This is a genomic window from Diaphorobacter aerolatus, from assembly GCF_014489535.1.
GTDB lineage: Bacteria > Pseudomonadota > Gammaproteobacteria > Burkholderiales > Burkholderiaceae_C > Diaphorobacter_A > Diaphorobacter_A aerolatus.
Map to the genome: position 1 here is coordinate 3,670,056 of NZ_CP060783.1, position 23,353 is coordinate 3,693,408.

22 protein-coding genes and 2 pseudogenes are annotated in these 23,353 nt (G+C 62.3%); 12 read left to right on the forward strand and 12 right to left on the reverse strand.

The genetic code is table 11. The annotated features are described in order from the left end of the window. Positions 1-27 precede the first annotated feature (27 nt). From H9K75_RS17070 to rsmD, 3 genes are all read left to right on the forward strand, one after another. Complete coding sequence (locus tag H9K75_RS17070; RefSeq protein WP_187723521.1) at positions 28-1,506, forward strand: M16 family metallopeptidase; 1,479 nt, start codon at positions 28-30, stop codon at positions 1,504-1,506. An 83-nt stretch (positions 1,507-1,589) separates the two neighbouring features. Then, a complete protein-coding gene (locus H9K75_RS17075; RefSeq protein WP_226858282.1) occupies positions 1,590-2,939 on the forward strand; it encodes a M16 family metallopeptidase in 1,350 nt (449 codons plus the stop codon). Continuing rightward, on the forward strand, positions 2,936-3,592 hold the full coding sequence (rsmD, locus tag H9K75_RS17080; RefSeq protein WP_187723522.1) for a 16S rRNA (guanine(966)-N(2))-methyltransferase RsmD: 657 nt from the start codon (positions 2,936-2,938) through the stop codon (positions 3,590-3,592). Before H9K75_RS17075 ends, rsmD begins: the two co-directional genes overlap by 4 nt. 178 nt (positions 3,593-3,770) lie before the next feature. Here rsmD and H9K75_RS17085 read toward each other — a convergent pair whose 3' ends face one another. Next, complete coding sequence (locus tag H9K75_RS17085) at positions 3,771-5,510, reverse strand: AMP-binding protein (protein WP_187723523.1); 1,740 nt, start codon at positions 5,508-5,510, stop codon at positions 3,771-3,773. Positions 5,511-5,732: 222 nt separating this feature from the next. After that, complete coding sequence (locus tag H9K75_RS17090) at positions 5,733-6,686, reverse strand: LysR family transcriptional regulator (protein ID WP_226858283.1); 954 nt, start codon at positions 6,684-6,686, stop codon at positions 5,733-5,735. Positions 6,687-6,838: 152 nt separating this feature from the next. On the opposite strand from H9K75_RS17090, the gene H9K75_RS17095 reads away from it, so the two are divergent. The 4 genes and pseudogenes from H9K75_RS17095 to H9K75_RS17105 all read left to right on the forward strand — a co-directional run bounded on the left by H9K75_RS17095 (position 6,839) and on the right by H9K75_RS17105 (position 10,837). After that, positions 6,839-7,810 (forward strand): DMT family transporter, encoded by a 972-nt coding sequence (locus H9K75_RS17095; RefSeq protein WP_226858284.1) that lies wholly within the window; start codon positions 6,839-6,841, stop codon positions 7,808-7,810. A gap of 48 nt (positions 7,811-7,858) precedes the next feature. After that, positions 7,859-8,362, forward strand: coding sequence for a pantetheine-phosphate adenylyltransferase (coaD, locus tag H9K75_RS17100; RefSeq protein ID WP_187723524.1), 504 nt, complete (start codon positions 7,859-7,861; stop codon positions 8,360-8,362). A 229-nt stretch (positions 8,363-8,591) separates the two neighbouring features. Further along, positions 8,592-9,038: pseudogene (locus H9K75_RS24115) on the forward strand (TonB-dependent receptor plug domain-containing protein); the annotation flags it as partial. Positions 9,039-9,097: 59 nt separating this feature from the next. After that, positions 9,098-10,837, forward strand: coding sequence for a FepA family TonB-dependent siderophore receptor (locus H9K75_RS17105; protein WP_264293830.1), 1,740 nt, complete (start codon positions 9,098-9,100; stop codon positions 10,835-10,837). Here the strand turns inward: H9K75_RS17105 and H9K75_RS17110 are convergent. The 5 genes from H9K75_RS17110 to H9K75_RS17130 form a co-directional block, all read right to left on the reverse strand. Further along, positions 10,810-11,949, reverse strand: coding sequence for a zinc-binding metallopeptidase family protein (locus tag H9K75_RS17110; RefSeq protein ID WP_404826359.1), 1,140 nt, complete (start codon positions 11,947-11,949; stop codon positions 10,810-10,812). The two genes, H9K75_RS17105 and H9K75_RS17110, sit on opposite strands and share 28 nt — an antisense overlap. Before the next feature lie 166 nt (positions 11,950-12,115). After that, positions 12,116-12,433: a BON domain-containing protein gene (locus H9K75_RS17115; RefSeq protein ID WP_187723526.1), complete on the reverse strand. Its 318-nt coding sequence runs from the start codon at positions 12,431-12,433 to the stop codon at positions 12,116-12,118. Positions 12,434-12,537: 104 nt separating this feature from the next. Next, a complete protein-coding gene (locus H9K75_RS17120; protein ID WP_187723527.1) occupies positions 12,538-12,942 on the reverse strand; it encodes a DUF883 family protein in 405 nt (134 codons plus the stop codon). Positions 12,943-13,047: 105 nt separating this feature from the next. After that, a complete protein-coding gene (locus H9K75_RS17125; RefSeq protein ID WP_187723528.1) occupies positions 13,048-13,212 on the reverse strand; it encodes a DUF1328 domain-containing protein in 165 nt (54 codons plus the stop codon). A 171-nt stretch (positions 13,213-13,383) separates the two neighbouring features. Further along, positions 13,384-14,724, reverse strand: coding sequence for a sensor histidine kinase (locus H9K75_RS17130; RefSeq protein ID WP_187723529.1), 1,341 nt, complete (start codon positions 14,722-14,724; stop codon positions 13,384-13,386). Between the two features lie 159 nt (positions 14,725-14,883). Here H9K75_RS17130 and H9K75_RS17135 point away from each other — a divergent pair, with 159 nt between their 5' ends. After that, on the forward strand, positions 14,884-15,516 hold the full coding sequence (locus H9K75_RS17135) for a response regulator (RefSeq protein ID WP_187723530.1): 633 nt from the start codon (positions 14,884-14,886) through the stop codon (positions 15,514-15,516). A 187-nt stretch (positions 15,517-15,703) separates the two neighbouring features. Here H9K75_RS17135 and H9K75_RS17140 read toward each other — a convergent pair whose 3' ends face one another. The 4 genes and pseudogenes from H9K75_RS17140 to gpmA all read right to left on the reverse strand — a co-directional run bounded on the left by H9K75_RS17140 (position 15,704) and on the right by gpmA (position 19,570). After that, positions 15,704-16,102 (reverse strand): response regulator, encoded by a 399-nt coding sequence (locus H9K75_RS17140; protein ID WP_187723531.1) that lies wholly within the window; start codon positions 16,100-16,102, stop codon positions 15,704-15,706. A gap of 141 nt (positions 16,103-16,243) precedes the next feature. Beyond that, a pseudogene (locus H9K75_RS17145) lies at positions 16,244-17,013 on the reverse strand (HesA/MoeB/ThiF family protein). A 98-nt stretch (positions 17,014-17,111) separates the two neighbouring features. Then, on the reverse strand, positions 17,112-18,551 hold the full coding sequence (locus H9K75_RS17150) for a S41 family peptidase (RefSeq protein WP_187723532.1): 1,440 nt from the start codon (positions 18,549-18,551) through the stop codon (positions 17,112-17,114). 275 nt (positions 18,552-18,826) lie between these two features. Beyond that, positions 18,827-19,570, reverse strand: coding sequence for a 2,3-diphosphoglycerate-dependent phosphoglycerate mutase (gpmA, locus tag H9K75_RS17155; RefSeq protein WP_187723533.1), 744 nt, complete (start codon positions 19,568-19,570; stop codon positions 18,827-18,829). 73 nt (positions 19,571-19,643) lie between these two features. Between gpmA and H9K75_RS17160 the strand changes: the two genes are divergently transcribed. The 4 genes from H9K75_RS17160 to H9K75_RS17175 all read left to right on the forward strand — a co-directional run bounded on the left by H9K75_RS17160 (position 19,644) and on the right by H9K75_RS17175 (position 22,081). Next, positions 19,644-20,051: a rhodanese-like domain-containing protein gene (locus H9K75_RS17160; protein ID WP_187723534.1), complete on the forward strand. Its 408-nt coding sequence runs from the start codon at positions 19,644-19,646 to the stop codon at positions 20,049-20,051. 68 nt (positions 20,052-20,119) lie between these two features. Continuing rightward, on the forward strand, positions 20,120-20,380 hold the full coding sequence (gene grxC, locus H9K75_RS17165) for a glutaredoxin 3 (RefSeq protein WP_187723535.1): 261 nt from the start codon (positions 20,120-20,122) through the stop codon (positions 20,378-20,380). Between the two features lie 98 nt (positions 20,381-20,478). Further along, on the forward strand, positions 20,479-20,931 hold the full coding sequence (secB, locus tag H9K75_RS17170) for a protein-export chaperone SecB (protein WP_187723536.1): 453 nt from the start codon (positions 20,479-20,481) through the stop codon (positions 20,929-20,931). Between the two features lie 121 nt (positions 20,932-21,052). Continuing rightward, positions 21,053-22,081 (forward strand): NAD(P)H-dependent glycerol-3-phosphate dehydrogenase, encoded by a 1,029-nt coding sequence (locus H9K75_RS17175; RefSeq protein WP_187723537.1) that lies wholly within the window; start codon positions 21,053-21,055, stop codon positions 22,079-22,081. Between the two features lie 10 nt (positions 22,082-22,091). Here the strand turns inward: H9K75_RS17175 and lysA are convergent, their stop codons facing one another. Continuing rightward, a complete protein-coding gene (gene lysA / locus H9K75_RS17180; RefSeq protein WP_187723538.1) occupies positions 22,092-23,339 on the reverse strand; it encodes a diaminopimelate decarboxylase in 1,248 nt (415 codons plus the stop codon). Between the last annotated feature and the right edge of the window lie 14 nt (positions 23,340-23,353).

Here is a 23,353-nt window from a genome sequence, read left to right on the forward strand (position 1 = left end):
TCGGGTACTTAGAATCCTATCCATTCTATGAAACAAGCCATATCCATTCTTGGCCTGCTGGCCTGCGCGCATGTCGCGGCGTTTGCCGACACGTCCGCCACTCCTGCTTCCAATACCTCCGCGCCCGCTGCTGCGGAGGCTGTGAAACCCGAAGCCACCACGGCCGATGGCGCACAGCTCTTCACGCTCAAAAATGGCATGCAGCTCATCATCAAGCCCGACCGGCGCGCGCCCACGGCGGTGCACATGGTGTGGGTGCGGGTCGGTGCGATGGACGAGGTTGACGGCACGACGGGCGTGGCCCACGCATTGGAACACATGATGTTCAAGGGCACGGAGAAGATCGCGCCGGGTCAGTTCTCCAAGCGCGTGGCGGCGCTGGGCGGTCAGGAAAACGCCTTCACCACGCGTGACTACACCGGCTACTACCAGCAGATTCCGGCGAACCGGCTGAAGGACGTGATGGAACTCGAGTCCGATCGCTTTGCCAACAATCGCTGGCCCGACGAGGAATTCAAAAAGGAAATCGAGGTCATCAAGGAAGAGCGCCGCATGCGCACCGAGGACCAGCCGCGCTCATCGCTCTTCGAGCAGTTGAATGCGACGACGTTCACGTCCTCGCCCTATCGTCGCCCCGTGGTGGGCTGGATGAGCGATCTCGATTCGATGACTCCGCAGGACGTGCGTGACTTTCACAAGGCCTGGTACGTGCCGCAGAACGCCGCCGTGGTGATTGCGGGCGACGTGGATGTGGCCAAGGTCTACGAACTCGCGCAGCAAACCTACGGCCAGATTCCTCAGGGCGCGGTGCCCACGCGCAAGCCGCGTACCGAGCCGGTCCAGAAGGGCATTCGCCGGATCGAGTTCAAGGCCCCTGCCGATCAGGCATTCGTTGCCATGTCGTTTCGCGCGCCGAGCCTGCGCAACATCGACGACAAACTGAGCGAGGAGGACCGCGATGCGCTCTCGCTGCTCATGCTGTCTGCGGTTCTGAGTGGCTACGACGGCGCACGGCTTGATCGCGCGCTGACGCAGGGCGCGGATCGCGTGGCCGACAGCGCAAGCAGCTCGGCCTCCATCATCGGACGCGGTCCCGGCACCTTCATGTTGATGGGCGTGCCCGCCGCAGGCAAGACCGCCAAACAGGTCGAGGACGCCCTGCGCGCGCAGATCACGCGCGTGGCCAAGGATGGAGTGAGCGAGTCGGAGCTTGCGCGCGTGAAGGCGCAGTGGACGGCATCTACCGTCTATGAGCGCGACTCGCTGTTCGGCCAGGCCAACGATCTCGGTGGCAATTGGGCCGAAGGCTTTCCCATGGACGCCGACGACCGCATCCTCAAGCTGCTGCGCACGGTGACGCCCGAGCATGTGAAGTCGGTCGCGCAGCGCTATTTCGGTGACGATCAATTGAACGTGGGCACGCTCGTGCCGCAGCCGGTGGCTCCGGGCAGCAAGCGACCCGCCGCGCAGCCGGGCGGTGGTTCCAGCGGCGATCGCATGCACTGATGGATGGATGGCCACGCGCCAGGAAATGGACGGAAAAAATGATGATGATGTTGTCGCTGACGAAAAACAAGCGCTTCGGAAAAATGACTGCGCGTGCCTGCATTCTGGGCGCGGGCATGGTGATGTACGCTCATTCGGCCTGGGCGCTGTTGCCCATCCAGCACTGGACCGAGGCGAATGGCGCACGCGTGTGGCTGGTGGAGAGCCCTGCGATCCCGATGGTGGACGTGCAGGTCGATTTCGACGCCGGGGCGCGCCGCGATCCGCCACAGCAGATCGGTCTCGCGAGCGCAGCGGCGGCCATGACCTCCAAGGGCGTGCGCGCCGGCGCGGACAACCAGAAGGAAAAGGAGGCCGCGCTCGACGAAAACGCGCTGGGCGAGGCCTGGGCGGATCTGGGTGCGAGCTTTGAAGCCAGCGCCGAGCGCGACGGCTTTGTGTATTCGATGCGTTCGCTGACCGATCCCGAGCTGCTGGCCAAGGCCCTGGCTTTGGCCTCGCGCCAGATTGGCGAGCCGAGCTTCCCGCAGGACGTCTGGCAGCGCGAACGCGCGCGCTGGGAAGCTGCGATCAAGGAGTCCGACACCAAGCCCGCAACCGTGGCCAGCAAGGCGTTTGCGGCCGATGTGTATGGCAAGCACCCCTACGGTTTTCAGACCACGGCGCAGTCGCTTCAGCGCATCAACGCGACCGATCTGCAAGCCTTTCACAAGCGCTATGTGCAGACCTGCGCCGCGCGCGTGAGCATCGTCGGCGCGGTGAACAAGGAGCAGGCACAGCAACTGGTGCGCAAGCTGCTTTCGCGCCTGCCGGCCAAATCGGCGGGCGACTGCGCCAAGCTGCCCGAAGTGCCGCAGGTGAAGCCCCTCGCGAAGGCCGTGGAGCAGGACATTCCGTTTCAATCCGCGCAGTCGCACGTGATCATCGGCCAGCCCGGTATCAAACGCGACAATCCCGATTTTCTCGCGATCCTCGTGGGCAACCACATTCTGGGCGGCGGTGGCTTCACCTCGCGCCTGACGCAGGAAGTGCGTGAAAAACGCGGTCTGAGCTACAGCGTGGGAAGCGGCTTCTCCCCCGGACTCGATGCGGGCGCGTTCGTTGTCGGATTGCAGACGCGTCCCGATCAGGCGGCCGAGGCGGTGAAGGTCTCGCGCGAGGTGGTCAAGAAATTCGTGGAAGAAGGCCCGAGCGACGAGGAACTGCGTGCCGCGAAGGACAATTTGATCGGCGGCTTCGCGCTGCGCATCGACAGCAATCGCAAACTGCTTGGCAACGTCGTCAACATCGCGTGGAACAACCTGCCGCTCGACTACCTTGACCATTGGACGGAACGCGTCGAAGCGCTCACCGTCAACGATATTCGCTCCGCCTTCCAGCGCATGCTGCAGCCCGACCGCATGGTGACCGTGGTCGTCGGAGGCAAGCAATGAGGCCACGCTCCACCATGCTGAGCGAGGCCGCGAAGAAAAAAAACAAGGCAGCAGCAGCCGCCGCCGCGAACGGCACCAAAGCTGCGGCCCCGCGCGCGGCAGGCGAGGTGCGCATCGTCGGCGGCAAGTGGAAACGCACGCGCCTGCCGGTCGCTGACCGCCCCGGCCTGCGCCCGACGCCCGACCGGGTGCGCGAGACGCTGTTCAACTGGCTGGGGCAGGATCTCACGGGCTGGCAGTGTCTGGACGCGTTTGCCGGCACCGGAGCGCTGGGCTTCGAGGCCGCATCACGCGGAGCAAAAGAGGTGCTGATGGTCGAGTCCGACACGGCGCTGGTCGCCCAACTCAAGCTGATTGCAACCAGGCTCTCCGCTGACAACATACGCATCCAGCGCGGCGATGCCATCGCCGCCCTGAAGCAATCCGGCGCAGACAAGAGCCTGCACCTGATTCTGATCGACCCACCTTTCGACAGCGCAGCGCTTTTCAAACCCGCACTCGACGCAGCATCGAGAGCCGTGGCCGAGGATGGCTACATCTATCTCGAAGCGCCACGCGAATGGACAGACGAAGACATCGAGCCCTTGGGACTCTCGCGCTACCGCCACCTGAAAGCCGGCGCCGTACACGCCCATCTGTTCAGCAGGCGCTGAGCCGCGTTAGCCGCGCCCCCAAGGGCAGGCACGAGTGCAGCAAAGTGCCGAACGCACCTCCCCGCATTCCACTGACTCGCGGTGATTGCCCCGCCGGGGGCAGTCCCGGCCTCTCCCCTCGAACAAGCAACAGACGGAAGGACCAGGCTGAAAGATGGAGCCTTGAACTTCATCCCCTTCATCCTTTCAACCCTGGAAAATCCTCTTCATAAAACTCGTATTCCCCCCGCTCCATCCCACGAACCTTCTCTCCCTCGTTCTTGCGCAGCTGCACCCGTCGAATCTTTCCGGAGATGGTCTTGGGCAGCTCGGTCACAAACTCGATCCGCCGCACCCGCTTGTAGGGCGCAAGCCTCGCGCGGGCAAAGGCAAAAATGTCTTCGGCCAGTTCCTTGCCCGGATGCGTGCCCGCCACGAGGATCAGATAGGCTTTTGGCACGGCAAGGCGCACCGGATCGGGACTCGGCACGATCGCGACCTCGGCGATCGCTTCATGTTCCATCAGGGCGCTTTCCAGCTCGAACGGGCTGATGCGGTAGTCGCTGGCCTTGAACACGTCATCGGCCCGGCCCACGAAGGTGATGTAGCCATCGGCATCGCGCTCCGCGGTGTCGCCCGTGTGGTAGTAACCTTCGCGCATCACCTGCGCGGTCTTCTCGGGACTGTCCTCGTAGCCGACCATCAGCCCGAGCGGGCGTGGGTCAAGGCGTAGCGACACCTCGCCTTCGGTGCTTTCCTTGTCGTCCACGTCGAGCAGTACCACATCGTAGCCGGGCAGGGGGCGGCCCATCGAACCGGGTTTGAGCTTCTGGCCGGGCGTGTTGCCGATCTGCGCGCAGGTCTCGGTCTGGCCGAAGCCGTCGCGCAGCGTGAGGCCCCAGGCGTCCTGCACCTGATCGATGATCTCGGGGTTCAGTGGTTCACCTGCACCGATCACCTCGCGCAGCGTGAGGCCCTCGCGCCAGGGAGCCAGGTCTTCCTGAATCATCATGCGCCAGACGGTCGGCGGCGCGCACAGGCTCGTCACCTGATAGTCCTGCATGGCCTGCAGCAGCGCGTTGGCAGAAAAACGCGCGTAGTTGTAGATGAAGATGGTCGCGCCCGCGATCCACGGCGCGAAGAAGCAGCTCCAGGCATGCTTGGCCCATCCGGGCGAGCTGATGTTCAGATGCACGTCGCCGGGTTGCAGTCCGATCCAGTACATGGTCGACAAATGGCCCACCGGATAGCTCTGGTGCGTGTGCAGCACGAGCTTGGGTTTGGAGGTGGTGCCGCTGGTGAAATACAGCAGCAGCGGGTCGTTGGCGAACGTGCGGCCCTCGGGTGTGAACGCGCTGGTGTGCTGCGCGGCGTCGGCAAACGAGTGCCAGCCTTCCTGCCGCACGCCCACGTTGATGCGCGTGTATTCGCCCGACAGATCGCCGAACTTGTCAGTATGTGCGCTCGCGACGATCACGTGGCGCACGTTGCCGCGATAGAGGCGATCCCGCAGATCGTCGGCGGTCAGCAGCATGGTTGCCGGAATCATCACGGCACCGAGCTTGATGCACGCGAGCATCAACTCCCACAGGGCCAACTCGTTGCCGAGCATGAGCAGCACGCGGTCGCCGCGCTTGACGCCGAGGCTGCGCAGCCAGTTCGCCACCTGCGACGAGCGTTCGCTCATCTCGCCGAAATTGCGCCGCGTCTGGCTGCCGTCCTCCTCGACGATGTGCAAGGCCGTGACCTCGTTGCCGCGCGCCATGTGGTCGAAATAGTCGAGGGCCCAGTTGAACTCGCCAAGCTCGGGCCAGCGAAACTCCTTGTAGGCATGGTCGTATTCGGTACGGTGCTTTTGCAGGAAATCGCGCGCCGCGATGAAGGCGTCGCGTGATTGCTCGGGGCTGATGTGGGTGTTCGCGAGACTGGCTGTGGACATGTACGGGGCTCCTTGAATCTGCGTTGCGGGTGCGCGCCTCGGCACGCTCGGGGTCGGTACGTTTTGAAGAAGAGAAGAGGAAAACAGTTCCTGAATGTAGGGCGAATGGATTGCATTGCGAGTCGCCGTTACCGCAACGCTGGTTGCAATATGCGCCAGACGATGGCTCTCATGATCTGCTCGTGACCCGCAATTCTTGAGTGCGTGGCGAGTGCCTGGCTGTCAGTCGATGGATGATTTCGTCACCGCCTGCAAAAAGTCGAGCATCGCGCGCAGCTTTGGCGGAATGCGCGGGCCGGGTGCGTGCACCGCATAGGCCATGCGCGGCGCGTAGCCGCCGGTCAGTTGCCACCGGGGCAGCACTTGAACCAGCCGACCCGCCGCAATGGCCGGTTCGGCGACCACATCCACCACCAGCCCGATGCCGGTATCTGCGTCGCTGCACAGCGCCTGCACAAGGCCGACGCTGCTGGCGATGGTGAGCGGCGTGTTGAGGCGGATCTTGACCGGCGGTGGTGCGACGGACGCCTCCGACGCATCGGCGGGAACGAATTCGACGGCATTTTGAAACGCGCCATAGCCGAGCGTCATGCAGCGATGACGGCTCAGATCGGCAGGCGACTTCAGCGGCGGGTGCGTCTCGAAATAGTCGCGATGCGCCACCAGCAGATAGCGCACCTCACGCAGTGGCTGCGCCACGAGCGACAGCGGGAGGGCTTCGTGCGTGCTGATGCGAATCGCCAGATCGATGCCCTGCGCGTTCAGATCGACCATCGCATCGCTCATGCCGAGCTGCACGTGTACGTCGGGCCATTGGCTGCAAAAACGCGGCAGCAGCGGCGCGAGCCACAGATCGCCGAACACGACCGGCGCGCTGATGCGCAGCACGCCCTGCGGTTGTTGGCGATGGGCACTCGCCATTGCCACGGCCTGCTCGGCATTCATCAACATCTGCATGCAGGCTTCGTGCACTTCGCTGCCGACCTCGGTCAGCGACAGCGCACGGGTGGTGCGGTGCAGGAGCTTGACGCCCAGGCGCAGCTCCAGCCGCCCGATGCTGCGGCTTACCGCAGACGTGGTCAGCCCCATCTCGCGCGCGGCGGCGGCGAATCCACTGCGCGCGACGACATGCGCAAAAACCTCCAGATCGGCCAATGGCAAGGCGTCGTAGTTCATCGTGATGCAGCGTGAATCAATGTTGAAATGAAATCAACAAATCTTTGTTTTGAACGTTCATTGTTGATTTTGAAGGCCTGCGACATCATCCCTCAAACGGCGCAAACGACCAACGGTGTTTGCGAAAAAGAAGGAAGAAAGGAAGCAATAACATGAGCAGTACCCAATCCGTATGCCCGGCCCCGAGTTCTGCGGCCGCGTCGGCAAGCACCGCGAATGCGCGCGGCGGCGGCGTCTGGCGCATGGCGCTGGCCATGGCTTTGTCGGGCACGATTGGTCTGTTCGTGGTCGAGAGCGGTCTTCCGGTGGAGTGGGTGGTGCTTTTGCGCTGCGTGATCGGTGCTGCGGCACTGGGCCTATGGATCGTGGCGCGTCACGAGTGGGTGGCACTCGAAGGCCATGACCTGCGCTGGATGGTGGTGGGTGGCGTGGCATTGGTCATCAACTGGGTGGCGCTGTTTCATGCCTACGCGTTCGCGGGCATCGGCATCGCGACCGTGGTCTACAACGTGCAGCCGTTTTTTCTGGTGCTGGTGGCGGCACTGCAGGGCGAGGTCATCGGATGGCGCAGAGTGCCCTTCATGGTGCTGGCGCTCGCGGGCGTGGTTTTGAGCAGTGGCGCGGTGCATGAGTTGCAGCTTGCGCACACCGCCGCGCCGCATGGGCAAATGGTGTATGGCGTGCTGCTGAGCCTGCTGGCGGCCGCGCTGTACACGCTGACCGTGGTGGCAACGCGGCGCGTCAAGCGCGTGCCGCCGGCGCAGACCGCGATGTTGCAGATGACGGCGGGCGGCGCGCTGCTTGCACTGTGGGCCTTGTCCAGCGTGCTATCGGGCGCGCCATCGCGCTTTGCCAACGTGCCGCTGGCGCAGATGGTGGCATGCATCGTCACGCTCGGGCTGGTGCACACGGCGGTGATGTATGTGCTGATGTATGGCGCGTTCCAGCGACTCGGTGCGGCGGGAATTGCGATCCTGAGCTTCATCTACCCGGCGATTGCGCTGACCGTGGATCTGCTGTGGTTTGGCGTCCGGCCCGATGTCTGGCAATGGCTCGGCATGGCGATGATCGCCCTCGCGATTGCCGGGTACCGCGCCGGGGAATTGCGCGCCGCGCGTGGCTGATTGAGGCTCTACCGCCATGCATAATGCGTCGCAAGGAGATTCGACGCCATGGCGCAAAACGTGCTTGCCATCTATCCAGGAACCTTCGACCCGATCACGCTGGGCCATGAGGACATCGTGCGCCGTGCCGCGCAGCTGTTTGATCGTGTGATCGTTGCCGTGGCCGCCGGTCACCACAAGAAGACGCTGTTCAATCTGGAAGAGCGCATCGCCATGGTGCGCGAGGCCTGCCATCCCTGGCCGCAGGTGCAGGTAGAGAGCTTCGACGGGCTGATGCGCGATTTCGTGGTGGGCCGTGGCGGCAAGGCCATGGTGCGCGGCCTTCGCGCGGTGACGGATTTCGACTACGAGTTCCAGCTTGCGGGCATGAATCGCCATCTGATGCCCGAAGTGGAGACGGTATTCCTCACGCCGGGCGACAAGTACCAGTTCATCAGCAGCACCTTCGTGCGCGAGATCGCATCGCTCGGCGGCGAGGTGGACAAGTTCGTGTCGGCCAACGTGCAGCAAAAACTCGACGAGAAGCTGGCGCTCAAGAAGACGCCGTCATAAAAGGATTCCGCCGCTGCCCGATCCGGGCGAGCCGCACGATCACCAACCCTTTGAACAGACCCACGTGGGTCTGTTGCCGTTGGTGCGTGCAGGGCATGAAGTTCGCGTGCGGACAAGTCAACCTGATTGATAATTGACTTGTCGCCTTTGTGTGATTTTGTTGACATTGATTGCGTTACAAGATGAAATGCGAATGAATGTTATTCGTATTAAATTGATCGCTATATCCATGTCCAATTCAAAACACATTGTCTGGTTTGCCTTGTCTGCTATCGCTTTTGCGGTTCAGGGACTGGCCCAGGCGCAAACCGTCGAGTCCACCGGAGAAGACGCCAAGACACTTCCTGTAACCACCGTGCGTGCCACGGCGGAGCAGGAACTCAAGCAGGCGCTCGGCGTGTCGGTCATCACGCGGCAAGATCTCGAGGAGCGGGCGCCGGCCAACGACCTCTCGGAGTTGATCCGCACCATGCCGGGCGTGAACCTGACGGGCAACTCCGCCTCGGGCCAGTTCGGCAACAGCCGCCAGATCGACCTGCGCGGCATGGGGCCCGAGAACACGATGATCATGATCGACGGGAAACCCGTGCAGTCGCGCAATGCCTCGAAGATGGGCCGGTCCGGCGAACGCGACACGCGTGGTGATTCGAACTGGGTGCCGGTCGAGGCCATCGAAAGCATCGAGGTGATCCGTGGTCCGGCGGCCGCGCGCTACGGTTCGGGCGCGGGGGTGGGGTGGTCAACATCATCACGAAGAAGCCGGGCGACAAGTTCGCCGGATCTGCCACCGTGTACACCAACCGTCCCGAGCATTCCGAGGAAGGCGACACGCGGCGTGCGAGCTTCAACCTCTCGGGGCCGGTGGCCGAGAACTTCTCGTTCCGGCTGTACGGCAACGTGGCCAAGACCGATGCGGATGACACTTCGCTCAACAGCCATGTCTCCGGCCTGAAACTGCCGCCCGCCGGGCGCGAAGGTGTGCGCAATCGCGACCTCAACGCATTGCTGCGCTGGGACCTGACGCCGCAGCAGGTCCTTGAACTCGAAACGGGTGTGAGCCGCCAGGGCAACATCTACACCGGCGAGCGACTGATGGACAGCAACACCAATGCCAACAACATGCTGGCATTGCTCGGTCAGGAAACCAACATCACGCATCGCAACACCGTCGGACTCACGCATCGCGGCCAATGGGACTGGGGAACATCGCGATTGCTGTTCCAGACGGAGAACACCCGCCGCACGCAGTATCCCGTGGGCCTGGCGGGCGGAGCCGAAGGTTCGATCACGTCGACCGCCGCGAGCAACATGGTGACGTCGAGACTCCACAATTATTTTCTGAACGGCGAGGTGAACACGCCGTTCAACCTGGGTGGACAACGGCATATGCTCACCTCGGGCTTTGAATACCGCAACGAAAAGCTCGACGATCCCGGTGCGAACCGGCAGTCGTCCATCAGCAGCTCAGGCGACGACATCTCGCGCCTGACCGGCTCGGGCGGCCAGCGCACCGGCAAGGCCGACGCGCAGACCTGGGCCATTTATGTGGAAGACAACTTCGAGCCGCTCAAGAGCCTGATCGTTACGCCGGGCCTGCGATTCGACCATCACAGTCAGTCCGGCAACAACTGGAGTCCAAGCCTCAACACCACCTACCATCTGAGTGAGCAATGGTCGGTCAAGGGCGGCGTGGCGCGGGCGTTCAAGGCACCGAATCTCTACCAGACCAACTCGAACTATCTCTACTACACGCGCGGCAACGGCTGCCCGCTGAATTCGCCGAGCATCGGCGGCGGCTGCTATATCCGTGGCAATCCCGACCTGCACGCCGAGACCAGCGTCAACAAGGAGCTGGGCCTCGCGTTCAACGGCGGCGAAGGTCTGGACGCAAGCCTGAGCTACTTCCAGAACGACTACCGGAACAAGATCTACGCCGAGATGAACGACAACGCTCCGACCGTGATTGGCCGGACCAAGGTGTTCCAGTGGATGAACGCAAGCCGCGCTGTCGTGCGTGGCGTCGAGGGCAATCTCACGCTGCCGCTGCTCGGCAAGCGCGGTGACACGCTCAAGTGGATCAACAACTTCACCTACATGATCAAGAACCACAACAAGGCCACTCAGCAGCCCTTGTCGGTGATTCCCGAGTACACGGTCAACTCCACGCTTGACTGGCGCGTCACGCCGCAATGGTCGACCCAGTTGTACGCCACGTTCTATGGTCGTCAGAAGCCGCGCACCATCGGCTCCGGAGGTTATGCAGCGACGGGCAATGCGTTGACGGAACTGGGCTCCTACGCCACCTTCGGCCTCGGTGCGCAGTATCAGGTCAGGCGCGAGCTGTCGCTGAACTTCGGCGTCAACAACATCGCAGACAAGCGCCTGTTCCGCAATGCGTCGAATTCCGCGGGCGGTGCCGCCACCTACAACGAACCTGGACGCACGTACTACGTGTCGCTGACGGGCAGGTTCTGAGTCGTCTGGGGCGGCGCGTTGCGTGAGGCGGCTGCGATGCGCTGCTCGCAGACCACCTTATGCACGAAGCGCATTTTCTGCAGCGCCTGCGCGCTGAGCGCAAATGGGTAGGCGTCGTTCTGCCCGAGGCTGCGCGTCAGGCTGTTGAGCAACAAGGTGGTCGGCACCAGGGCCGAGAGCATGCTCTCGAACGGCGGCGGCGGCATGATGAACGGGTCGATCATCGTGAAGTGCCGATCTCCGAGCGGACTCGGCACGTTGATCTCGGTATCGAAACTCTTGGCGGTCTCGAGCAGATCCATCAGGTGCAGATAGTGCGCCCAGGTTTCCGCCCAGTCCTCCCATGGGTGGGCCGTGGCATAGGCGCTCACGTGCGTGTTCTGCCAGGCGTGGTCGGGCATGGGCGTGCGCGCGTAGTAGTCCTCCAGCGACTGGCCGTAGTCCTGCCGTTCGTCACCGAAGATGTGGCGGAATTCTTCGAGCCGTTGATTGCCTGCGCGCCCGATCAGCACGTCCCAGTAGTAGTGGCCGATCTCGTGCCTCAGGTGGCCGAGCAGCGTGCGGTAGGGCTCATGGAACGCGAGCCTTCTGCGTGCGCGCTCGTCGTCGTCGGCCTCGGCGACGTTCAGCGTGATCACGCCCGCCGCATGACCGGTGAGCACCGGCAGCGAGCCGGGCAGGTTGGCCAGGAATTCAAAGACCGGCCCGCGCTCGTCCGGCAGATCGTCAAGGCCCAGGCGCACGTCGATGTAGTAGAGCCTGCGCTTGGCGGTTTCGATGTGACCCCAGCGCCGTATGTTCAGCGGGTCGGAGAGATCGGGCAGCACGCGGGTTTTCTGGCAGGCGGAACACAGCGCGTTGAGCGGCGTCTGCGGCGTTTCGATCAGCGCGAAATTACAGATGTGGTATTGCGTGCGATTGGCGCACATGCGATAGCGCAGATAGGGCGCTTCCTCCTCGCTGACACCGGAGTTGGAGGTGTTTTCGTTGGTCTCGCCCAGCCCCGGGCGCGGCAGACGGCGCTCCCACAACGTGTCGTCATCGGCGACGGGTTGCAGGGCAACCACGTCCATGTGCTCACGCACGAAAGCCAGCGTGCTGCCGCAGTGCACGCATTGAACGCTTTCGAAAAACACGAGAAAGCCGCAATGGCCGCAATGGAATAAACGCATAGTGCGGATTGTGCCGCGCGAAAATGACTTTTTTCAGCACCGCTCAAAAAAGCAATGCCGCACCCGCTTGGCGGGTGCGGCATTGCTGCATGTCGCGAGGTGCGATTTATGGACGCACGATGATGCTGTTGCGAACTTCACGCACACCCTTGGTGCTGCGTGCGATCGACTCGGCGCGATCCTTTTCGGCTTGCGACTTGGCAAAGCCCGACAGTTGCACCGTGCCGTTCAGCGTTTCCACGCTGATCGAGGTGGCTGCAACGGTCTTGTCTTCGGCGAACTTGGCCTTCACGGCGGTGGTGGTGCCTGCGTCATCGACGTAGGCGCCAGCGGTTTGCTGGTCGCGGGCAACGGAGCAACCCGTGATGGTGACGATGGATGCACCTGCCAGTGCAGCGAATGTGAGAGCGCGAACGTACTTCATAGGGGACTCCTTGAGTCAGTGGGGTTAAAAGAGAAAAAAAAGAATCGATCAATCCGTGATCGCGGGAAACCAACCGACGGACTTCGTCGGTCGGCCCTGGCTTATCAACGGCCGTCGCCGCGACCGCCGCGTGTGAGCATGACCAGCACCGCAGCGGCGGCACCGGCAGCAGCAGCAATCGCCAGCGATTTGGCAGGTTGTTCCTGCACATACTGGTTGGTCGCGTCGGCGCACTGATTGAACTGGCGACGAGCGCGTTCGCTGGTCTCCGCCATGTAGTTGATGCCGCGATTGGCGAATTCCTGGGCGCGTGACGCCAAGTCTTCGATGCGCGTGTTCGCGTTCAGTTCATCTTCCCACTGGTCGAGCTTGTCTTCGGCCTTGTCCAGTGCGCGGTTGGCGGCACGGCGAGTGGATTGTGCGGCGCTCTTTGCCGTATCCAGCGCGTCGTCTGCGGTGTCCTTGGCGGCGTTGGCGACGTCCTCGGCAGCTTTGTTGAAATCGCTCATTGAAATTCCTTTCGTTGTAGTCCTGCGCAGCGCAAGGATGTTGCAGGCTGCTTGGCAGGGATCAGTTGGGAGACGGATGCTATGCGCTCGTCCTTCGAGTCATCGTTACTTGCGCTTCACCAATCCGACGATGAACGTGATGACCGCGATGGCGATGAAAACGAAGAAAAGAATTTTCGCAATGCCGACTGCGCCAGATGCGATTCCCCCGAAACCAAACAGGGCGGCGACCAGCGCAATCACCAGAAATACTACTGCGTAATGAAGCATTTGTACGGCCTCTCCAATTGAATGTTTGTGCTCTTTGCGATGGTTGACATCACCGGCAGACGAGTGAACTTTATGGCAGGGGTATGGCGAGAAACGCCGGTGACAAGCCCTTGCGCTTGTAGGAGCAAAGCCCGCAGCGAGCAGGGTCTTTGGGCGCCGCAGGTGGGCACGTCAACTGCTGTGAGGCAGGGTCGCGGAGACCAGGGTTCCTTCGCCCGGAGTCGAGGTCACGGTCAGGCGCCCGCCGGCAGCTTCCACGCGATGGTGCATGCCGGCCAGGCCATGTGCAGCAGGCGAGACCAAATGCGTGTCAAAGCCCGTGCCGTCGTCGCGAACCTGCACGGTCACGTGTGTGGGATAGTCATGCACGGTAATCAGCACCTTGCTCGCGTTGGCGTACTTGCTGATATTGGTGAGGGATTCCTGTATCAACCGGTAAACGGTCAACTGCGTCGAATCGGAGAGTTGCACCGCTTCAAGGCTGATTTCAACGTCGATCTTCGAGCGATCGGAAAACTCGCGGGTCAGGATTTCCAGCGTTGCCGTGAGGCCCAGGTTGGACAACGATGACGGGCGCAGATCCTCGATGATGCGCCGCTTCAATGAAATCACGCTGTTGAGCGTTTCCACCAGATGATTGAGGCGGACGGAAATCTCGGGCACGTCGAGATTCACACGCGATCTCAGCCGCGCCACGTCGAGCTTGGCTGCGGTGAGCAGCGCGCCAAGCTCATCGTGCAATTCGCGCGCAAGATGCCCGCGTTCCTCCTCGCGCACCTGCTGGAGGTGGGTCGCGAGTTTGCCGAGTGAGGCGGTGCGATCACGTACCTGTTGCTCGAGCTGATTGCGTTCATGCGCCTGCACTTCCTTCTCGCGCTCGTTGGCGGCCTGCAATGCGTCGGCCTTGCGCAAATACATATAGAAGGCCAGCAATCCGATGGCCGCGACGGCTGCAATGCCGATGCGCGAGAGCCTCAGCGCGTGAACGATTTCAGTGCTGCTGATCTCGGCGCGGTCGATTGCGCGCTGAATCATGCGCTCCGAAGTCATGCGAATGGCCTGCATGTGCCTGAGTCCCACGTCCGTGGAGAGCACGAATTTCCATGCGTCCTCGTTGCCGTTGCGGCGCAGTTGCAGGCTCAGATCCAGTTCCGAGATGCGGCGCGCGATCTCGCTGGAAAGCTCGATGAAATCGCTGCGGTCTTCCGGCATGCCTTGCAGCAAATCATGCAACTTGTGGATGTTGGTGTCGATGGACTTTGCACTCGCGGCATAGGGCTCGATGTATTGCACATCGCCTGTCAACAGATAGCCGCGCAAACCGCTTTCGATGCTCAGCATTCCGCGCACCAGGCGGTCCAGCGTGCGTCGTGTGGTCTGTGCTTTGTCCAGCCTTTCGATGGCTGCGTGAGAACTCATGAATGCCACCTCGTTCACCGCCACCAACAGCACTGCGGCCAGCAAAGCCAGCAGCATGTTGATCGACATTTTGGTGAATGGGGACTTGCGCATGAATGTTAATCCTCGTAACACAATTCAAAGAAACACGGGTAAAGTCCCGCTCAACCATGGCATCATCCCGCTGGCTTTCCGATATACTGCAGGTCAATAGTAGTCGCTATTTCTTTTGTCGAAATGCACGGCAACTGTTCTAGTACTTAAGGCGTAAGAATGATCAGAGTTGGAATCGTGGACGATCATGCGATTGTCCGGTCTGGGTTGAAGCAGTTCCTGTCGGAACACGTGGATTTGCGTGTAGTCGGTGAGGCTGGAAATGGTCGTGAGGCCATTGATCTGATACGCGCGCAGGAAGTGGACGTGCTGATCATGGACCTGGCCATGCCGGGTCAAAGTGGCCTCGATGCGCTTGCCATGCTTCGCGCCAAGGCGCCGAACATGGGCATCCTCATCCTGAGTGGCTATCCCGAAGAGCATTACGCAATCAACCTCATCCGTCAGGGTGCGAGTGGCTATCTGAACAAGGAGTGCGATCCCAAGGAGATCGTCGAGGCGATCCGCACCATCTCGCTAGGCCGTCGTTATCTCACGCCCGCGGTGGCCGATCTGCTGGCCCAGCAACTGAACCGCAAGGACAACGCGCCGCCGCACGAACAATTGTCCGAGCGCGAATTCCAGGTGTTCCTCAAGCTGGCGCGTGGTGAGACGGCGGGCGAAATCGCCAAGTCGCTTTCGCTGAGCGTCAAGACCGTGAGTACCTACCGCACGCGTCTGATGGAAAAGCTGGGCCTGTCGTCCAACAGCGATCTGACCTACTACGCGCTGAAGAACAAGCTCATCGATTGAAGTGTGATGAGGGCCTTGCGGCTTGATTCCGAAAAGAATCAACGCTGCGCTGAATCTGCTCTGAACGGCAACGTTTCAGAGCATTTTTTATGGCTCTGAGGAGAGCGAGGGGAATGGGATGCGAGAGAGCGAGCGCGGTGCCGGATGGACTGCGGCTGCATGCAGGCTTGCCAGCCAGGTCGCCGAATCAGGACGCGCGGCTCGAGTCCATGTGACCACGACCATGCTCGATGCAATAGTCGACGAGTACTTCGATCTCGTTGGATTTGTCAAACACCGCATCGACGCCCAGTTGCGCGCAACGCATGCGCACGTCCGGCGTGGCGTAGTTGCTGAGCACGACCATCTTCTGCGTCTTGCGGCGCTGTCGGCAGGCTTCCAGCACGCCCAGGCCGCTGCCTTGGCGCAGGAACAGGTCGACAATGGCCAGATCCCAATCCGATGAATTGGCAGTCAGCCAAGCCTTGCCCGCGTCCTCGGTTTCGGCAATGCCGATGGCCTGGACGTCGGCGAGCTCCTCCAAGGTGCCAATGAGATTCTCGCGAATCGTGGCATTGTCTTCAACGATGTATGTTCGCAATTTCACGTCTGCCCAAATGAAGTCGAGTTCCAATCCAGTCGCGTCATCCAACAGGCCGACAACCGGCATTAACGCGCTTTGGCTACTCTACGTCTCTCTTGAGTGACATTTTGCCAGTATCAACAGGCTTGAAGCGTGGGATAGCACCTACTTGTTTGATCGCACGGGCGCCGCGCCGCATACCTGACAATCCGGATCACGCGCCGCGCGCATCTCGGTCCAGTGCATGCTGCGACCATCGAGCATCAGCAGACGCCCGCTGAGCGAGGGACCGGCGGTGCCGACCATCAGCTTGAGCGCCTCGGCCGCCTGCATCGAGCCGATGATGCTGACCATCGGCGCGAACACGCCCATGGTCGAGCATTGCACTTCCTCGAAGCTGTCGCTGGGCGAAAACAGGCAGGCGTAGCAGGGCGACGACTCGTCGCGCGGATCGAAGACGCTGATCTGTCCGTCCATGCGAATCGCCGCCCGGCCACGAGCGGCTTGCGCTGGCGCACGCAGGCCGCGTTGATGGCGTGGCGTGTGCGGTAGTTGTCGGTGCAGTCCAGCACCACGGTGGCCGAGTGCACGAGGGGCTCAAGCGCGGCGCTGTCCATGCGCTGGCGGAGGGTGTGCACGTTCACTTCCGGATTGATGGCGAGCATCGCGATGCGGGCCGACTCCACCTTGTCCATGCCCACGCGCGCGGTCGTATGGGCGATCTGGCGCTGCAGGTTGGTGAGGTCGACCTGATCGTCATCGACGAGCGTGACCGTGCCCACACCGGCGGCCGCGAGAATCATCGCCACGGGCGAGCCCAGGCCACCCGCTCCGATCACCAGCGCGTGGGCCGCGAGTATGCGCTCCTGACCCTCGATACCGATGTCGTCGAGCAGGATGTGGCGCGAGTAGCGCAGGAGTTGATCGTCGTTCATGGTGAGATGTCGGGCCGCATCGTCAAGCGCGTCAAGGAAAAAGGCCGGAGAAGCTCCGGCCTTTGGTGTCTCAACGCATTGCCGTTGCTGTCAATGCGTCACTCTTCCTTCTTCTCTTCGGGACGCTCGGTCTTGGACTTGCTGACCAGCACGGTCTGGCCGCGCAGCTTGTTGAGCGCCTGATTGAGCTGGAAATCCTTCTCAGAGCCGAATTCGGGCAGGCGATCCTTCTTAGCCTTTTCCTTGTCCTTCGATTCTTCTTCGAGGCGCTTCATGGCCGCCTCGCGCGCCTTTTCGCGGGCTGCGTCCTTGATTTCCTCGCCCTGGCCGCTCGAGAGGTGCTTTTCCAGATCCGCCTCGCGTGGACGCAGGGACGCGTACAGGTCGCCATCGGGCGTTTCATCGACCCACACGTCGGGCACGATGCCCTTGGCCTGGATCGAACGACCGCTCGGGGTGTAGTAGCGCGCGGTCGTCAGCTTGATGCCGGTGTCCGGCCCGAGCGGACGCACGGTCTGCACCGAGCCCTTGCCGAAGGTCTGGGCGCCCATGATGGTGGCGCGCTTGTGGTCCTGCAACGCACCGGCCACGATTTCGCTGGCCGAGGCCGAGCCTTCGTTGACCAGCACCACGAGCGGTACCTTCTTGAGCGCCGCGGGGAGGCTGCGCAGCGGGTCGTTGCCGCGGCGCGAATAGTCCGAGGGAATCGATTTGAAGCTCGACTTGCTCTCGGATAGCTGGCCGTTGGTGCTCACCACCGTCACGTTCTCGGGCAGGAAGGCGGCAGAGATCGCCACCGCAGCGTCGAGCAGGCCGCCCGGATCGTTGCGCAGGTCGAGCACCATGCCCTTGATGTTGGGGTCCTGCTTGTAAAGGTCGTCCACCTTGCGCACGAAGTCATCGACCGTGCGTTCCTGGAACTGCGACAGGCGCACCCAGGCGTAGCCGGGCTGAACCATCCTGGCCTTGACCGATTGGGTCTTGATTTCTTCGCGCGTGATCGTCACCGGGAAGCTGCGGCTTTCATCCTTGCGCAGGATCGTCAGCGTGACCTTGGTGTTCGGTTCGCCGCGCATCCTCTTGACGGCGTCGTTGAGCGACAGGCCCTTGACGGCCGTGTCGTCGATCTTGGTGATCAGGTCGTTGGTCTTGAGACCGGCGCGATCGGCTGGCGAGCCCTCGATCGGCGAAACGATCTTGATCAGGCCGTCTTCCTGAGTGATTTCGATGCCGACGCCCACGAAACGACCGCTCGTGCCTTCGCGGAATTCCTTGAACGACTTCTTGTCGAAGTACTGCGAATGCGGATCGAGGCTCGCCACCATGCCGGAGATGGCATCGGTGATCAGCTTGCGGTCGTCGACCTGATCGACGTAGTCGGTCTTGATCAGTCCAAAAACTGCCGACAGTTGCTGAATCTCTTCCAGAGGCAGGGGCGCCATGCCGCTGCGCGCCACCGTCTGCAAAGACACGGTGGTCAGCGCGCCAGCGAACACGCCAACGGAAATCCAACCTGCAATTTTGAGTTTTTGGCCCATATAAATGTCACCTTGACCGAACGATATACATCTTAGTGCGGTATTGACCTCGGGCAGTTCCCGGGTTCCTTTGCCTGACAACTTGTTGCCCGCAAACCGGGGCCTGCGGGCAACGTCGAAAGCTTTCGAGGCACTTGATGTCGCGCGAACTTCGGTGAAATCGCGGGGAATCAGGCGCAAAGACAAGCATTGTGACGCAAAGTGGGGGTTTCCCGCCCGCAATCAAGGCTTGTTCGCATACGCCGGTCGGAAATCCAACACCGGCGCGCGCCAGATCAGGCTTTTCCTTGCGAAGCCACGGCGGCTGCGGCCCTGGCGGCCGCTTGCGCGTCGCCAAGGTAGTAGTGGCGGATCGGCTTGAGGTCGTCGTCCAACTCATATACCAGCGGAATTCCGTTGGGTATGTTCAGGCTGACGATCTCGTCGTCCGAAATATTGTCCAGGTACTTGACCAGTGCACGGATCGAGTTTCCGTGCGCGGCGATCACCACGCGCTTGCCCGAGCGGATGGACGGAGCAATCGTGTCGTTCCAGTACGGAAGCACGCGGGCCACGGTGTCCTTGAGGCACTCGGTGAGCGGGATTTGAGCCGGGTCGAGACCGGCGTAGCGAATGTCGCCGCGTTCGCTGCGCGGGTCGTTGGCTTCAAGCGCCGGTGGAGGCGTGTCGTAGCTGCGGCGCCAGATCAGCACCTGCTCGTCACCATATTGCTTGGCCATGTCGGCCTTGTTCAGACCCTGCAGCCCGCCGTAGTGGCGCTCGTTCAGGCGCCAGCTGTGCTCCACGGGCAGCCAGGTGCGATCCATCTCGTCGAGCGTGTGCCAGAGCGTGCGGGTGGCGCGCTTGAGGACGCTGGTATAGGCCAGATCGAATTCATAGCCTTCTGCCTTGAGCAGGCGACCGGCATTTTTTGCCTGTTCGACGCCGGTCGGTGTGAGATCGACGTCGGTCCAGCCGGTGAAGCGATTCTCAAGATTCCAAGTCGATTCACCATGGCGAATCAGTACCAGTTTGTGCATGGGTTACCCTCGAAAGAACAGGCCAAAACCCGACATTCTAGAATTACGGGGTTTGCCAATCCCAAGGACGTTCGTGAAATTCATCTTAGACAACTGGTATTTGATCCTCATAGCGCTGATTTCGGGTGCCATGCTGCTCGCTCCCATGATCAAGGGCGGGGGCGTGGGCGCGCTCTCGACGGCTCAGGCGATTCAACTGATCAACCGCGAGAAGGCAATGGTTATCGATGTGTGCGAACCTGAGGAATTCGCGACCGGTCATGTGAAGGGCGCGAGGAACGTGCCGCTCGGCCAGCTGGAGGAAAAGCTGCCACAGGTCGTCAAGAACAAGGCCCTGCCCGTGATTCTTGTATGTGCCAAGGGCGCGCGTGCGAGCCGCGCCGTCGGCATCGCCAAGAAGCTCGGCTACGACAACGCACAGTCACTCTCGGGCGGGCTCACCGCCTGGCGTGCCGCATCGCTGCCGGTCGAAAAGGCCTGAAAAAACTGGTTTGAGGCGGGGGCCGCTGCTCTCGCGCCGCCAAAGATGAGAATGGAAAGGATGCCCTCATGCAAGTCGTAAAGATGTACACCACCGCCGTCTGCCCCTATTGCGTTCGCGCCAAGCAGATTCTCAAATCCAAGGGCGTGGAGCAGATCGAGGAAATCCGCGTGGACACGAATCCGGACGAGCGCATGAAGATGATGGAAATCACCGGTCAGCGCACCGTTCCGCAGATCTTCATCGGTGACACCCATGTCGGCGGTCACGACGATCTGGTCGCGCTCGATGGCCGTGGCGGCTTGATGCCGCTGCTGCAGGGCGCCTGAAAATCGGGCGAAGTGCCCGCGCACTGCATAATGCTGCGTTGCGCCCGGAAAGTTGGTTTTCGGGCGAGCCCGTTTCAGACTGAAAGACCCAATCGACCATGGCGACCGAAGACACCCCAGTGTTCCAGATTCAACGCGTTTATCTGAAGGACATGTCCCTGGAGCAACCCAACTCTCCGGCCATCTTGCTGGAGCAGGAACAGCCCAATGTGGACATCCAGCTTGGCGTCGAAGCCAACCCCGTGGCTGAAGGCGTTTTCGAAATCGCCGTGACCGCGACCGTGCAGACCAAGATCAAGGACAAGACCGTGTTCCTGGTCGAAGCCAAGCAAGCCGGCATCTTCGAAATCCGCAACATCCCCGAAGACCAGATGGGTGCCATCGTCGGCATCGCCTGCCCGCAGATCGTGTATCCCTACCTGCGCGGCAACGTGGCAGACGTGATCACCCGCGCCGGTTTCCCGCCCGTGCACCTGGCTGAAATCAACTTCCAGGCGATGTACGAGCAGCAGCAGGCAGCAGCACAAGGCGGCAACGAGACGGCGCAGTAACTCCCGGCCTCCGCGCTCGCAACGCAATCCCCGCGAATGGCCAGGCCACCGCGGGGATTGGTTTTTTCGGCGAGCAGATTCTTCATCGTTTTCACGCGAAACTCTTGTTATTCTTGGCGGCATGAAGATTTTCGTCATCGGTGCCGGAGCCTGGGGCACGGCCATTGCCATGAGTGCCGCGGGCAACAGGGCAGGCGCTCATTCCGTCACACTCTGGGCGCGGGACGCGGCGCAGGCGCAGCACATGCAGCAGGCACGCGCCAACGCACGCTACTTGCGCGGGGCCGTGTTTCCCGATTCGCTTGAGGTGGTGAGCGGCCACATCGCGCAGCACGTCGCCGACGCCGAGTTGATCGTGCTGGGAACGCCGATGGCGGCGCTGCGCGAATGGCTGGTGCAACTGGCCGACGTGCAGGCGCCGGTCGTCTGGCTATGCAAGGGCTTCGAGGCCGTCCCCGCCAATGCTCCTGCGGGCGCGGTGGGACTGATGGCGCATGAGGTGTGCAGGCAGGTGGCACCGCAACTGCGCAACGGCGTTCTCAGTGGCCCGAGCTTTGCCGACGAGGTCGCGCGCCAGCAACCCACGGCACTGGTTGCGGCGAGCGCGCATGCCGAAGTCGCCGAGCTTTTGGTGGCCGCGTTTCACAGCGACACGCTGCGCGTCTATGCCAACAGCGACATCGTCGGCGTCGAGGTAGGCGGAGCGGTCAAGAACGTTCTCGCCATTGCCACCGGCCTGTGCGATGGCCTGCAACTGGGCCTGAACGCGCGCGCGGCGCTGATCACGCGCGGCCTAGCCGAGATGACGCGCCTTGGCATGGCGCTTGGCGCGAAGCCGCAAACCTTCATGGGGCTGTCGGGGCTTGGCGATCTGGTGCTGACGGCCACCGGTGATTTGTCGCGCAATCGCAAGGTCGGCCTGCTGCTTGCGAAGGGCATGACGCTGGAGCAGGCCGTGCAGTCGCTCGGCCATGTGGCCGAAGGCGTCTACAGCGCACGCACGGTACTGGCGCGCGCGCAATTGCTGGATGTGGAAATGCCGATCACCGAAACCGTGGTCGACCTGCTCGATGGGCGCATTGCAGCGAGCGACGCCGTGCGCGCGCTGATGACGCGCGAGCCGCGCGAGGAAGAGGGCGCGGCGGGCTGAGTCGGCGCGGTCAGAGCCCCAGTTCCAGCGCCAGCAACTCGTCCACCGTCTGGCGGCGGCGAATCAACCGCGCCTTGCCCGCGTCCACCAGCACCTCGGCGGCCAGAGGGCGCGTGTTGTAGTTGCTCGACATCGAGGCACCATAGGCACCCGTGTCGTGGATCACGAGCAGATCACCCACGTCGGCACCGGCCAGCTCGCGCGGCTGCACCACGCCGCCATCGCCCTGCGTGAACACGTCGCCCGATTCGCACAGCGGGCCCGCCACCACACTGGGCGCAGAGGGCAACTGCGTGCCGTCGCGGCGCAGCACCTGCATGGCATGAAAGCTGCCGTACATCGCGGGCCGCATGAGTTCGTTGAAGCCGGTGTCCACCAGCACGAAGTGGTTGTGGCCCGCGTTCTTGGTCGCGCGCACGGTGCCGAGCAACACGCCGGATTCGGCCACGAGAAAACGGCCCGGCTCGATCTCGAGCCCGAGCACATGACCGACGATGGCTTCGGCCTGCTTGCGTGCCGCATCCCACAGACCGTGGTAGTGCGCGGTGTCGATGCTCGCGTCGCCCGTGCGATAGGGAATCGACAGACCACCACCGGCCGAGATCGCCCGCAGATCGTGCCCGGCATCTCTGGTGATCTGCACCAGCTTGACCATGGCGCCGCAGACCTCCTGCAGATGCCCGTAGTCCACGCCCGAGCCGATGTGCATATGCAGACCCGCAAGCACCAGACCGCCCGCGCGAATTGCATCCAGCGCCGCGTTCAGGTCGGTGTGCCAGATGCCGTGCTTGCTGTGTTCGCCACCGGTATTGGTCTTGTTGCTGTGACCATGCCCGAAGCCCGGATTGATGCGCAGCCACACGTGGTGGCCCGGTGACGCCCCGGCCAGTTGATACAGCATGTCGATGGAACCCGCGTTGACCGGCACCTGGTGCTCGACCACGGTGGCAAGGGTGGCCTCGTCCATCACGTCGGCGGTGAAGACGATGTCGCTGGGCTCGCCGAAGCCGGGCTTGAATCCGGCGGCAATCGCCCGCAGGATTTCGCCGCGCGAGACCGAATCCACCTTCACGCCCTGACCCCGCATCAGCCCGAGGATGTGGATGTTGGAGCAGGCCTTCTGCGCAAAGCGGATGGTGTCGAAGCTCTTCAACTGCGCGATGCGCGCGCGAATGGTCTCGGCGTCGTACACCCACAGCGGGGTGCCGAATTCATCGGCCAGTTGCCACAGCAGAGAGGGGGAAAACGGGTTGCTCATGGTGCGCGACTCAA

Coding starts and splice junctions, on each gene's coding strand:
- H9K75_RS17070 (WP_187723521.1), top strand. CDS start 28: ATGAAACAAGCCATATCCATTCTTGGCCTGCTGGCCTGCGCGCATGTC.
- H9K75_RS17075 (WP_226858282.1), top strand. CDS start 1,590: ATGACTGCGCGTGCCTGCATTCTGGGCGCGGGCATGGTGATGTACGCT.
- rsmD (WP_187723522.1), top strand. CDS start 2,936: ATGAGGCCACGCTCCACCATGCTGAGCGAGGCCGCGAAGAAAAAAAAC.
- H9K75_RS17085 (WP_187723523.1), bottom strand. CDS start 5,510: ATGTCCACAGCCAGTCTCGCGAACACCCACATCAGCCCCGAGCAATCA.
- H9K75_RS17090 (WP_226858283.1), bottom strand. CDS start 6,686: ATGAACTACGACGCCTTGCCATTGGCCGATCTGGAGGTTTTTGCGCAT.
- H9K75_RS17095 (WP_226858284.1), top strand. CDS start 6,839: ATGAGCAGTACCCAATCCGTATGCCCGGCCCCGAGTTCTGCGGCCGCG.
- coaD (WP_187723524.1), top strand. CDS start 7,859: ATGGCGCAAAACGTGCTTGCCATCTATCCAGGAACCTTCGACCCGATC.
- H9K75_RS17115 (WP_187723526.1), bottom strand. CDS start 12,433: ATGAAGTACGTTCGCGCTCTCACATTCGCTGCACTGGCAGGTGCATCC.
- H9K75_RS17120 (WP_187723527.1), bottom strand. CDS start 12,942: ATGAGCGATTTCAACAAAGCTGCCGAGGACGTCGCCAACGCCGCCAAG.
- H9K75_RS17125 (WP_187723528.1), bottom strand. CDS start 13,212: ATGCTTCATTACGCAGTAGTATTTCTGGTGATTGCGCTGGTCGCCGCC.
- H9K75_RS17130 (WP_187723529.1), bottom strand. CDS start 14,724: ATGCGCAAGTCCCCATTCACCAAAATGTCGATCAACATGCTGCTGGCT.
- H9K75_RS17135 (WP_187723530.1), top strand. CDS start 14,884: ATGATCAGAGTTGGAATCGTGGACGATCATGCGATTGTCCGGTCTGGG.
- H9K75_RS17150 (WP_187723532.1), bottom strand. CDS start 18,551: ATGGGCCAAAAACTCAAAATTGCAGGTTGGATTTCCGTTGGCGTGTTC.
- gpmA (WP_187723533.1), bottom strand. CDS start 19,570: ATGCACAAACTGGTACTGATTCGCCATGGTGAATCGACTTGGAATCTT.
- grxC (WP_187723535.1), top strand. CDS start 20,120: ATGCAAGTCGTAAAGATGTACACCACCGCCGTCTGCCCCTATTGCGTT.
- secB (WP_187723536.1), top strand. CDS start 20,479: ATGGCGACCGAAGACACCCCAGTGTTCCAGATTCAACGCGTTTATCTG.
- H9K75_RS17175 (WP_187723537.1), top strand. CDS start 21,053: ATGAAGATTTTCGTCATCGGTGCCGGAGCCTGGGGCACGGCCATTGCC.
- lysA (WP_187723538.1), bottom strand. CDS start 23,339: ATGAGCAACCCGTTTTCCCCCTCTCTGCTGTGGCAACTGGCCGATGAA.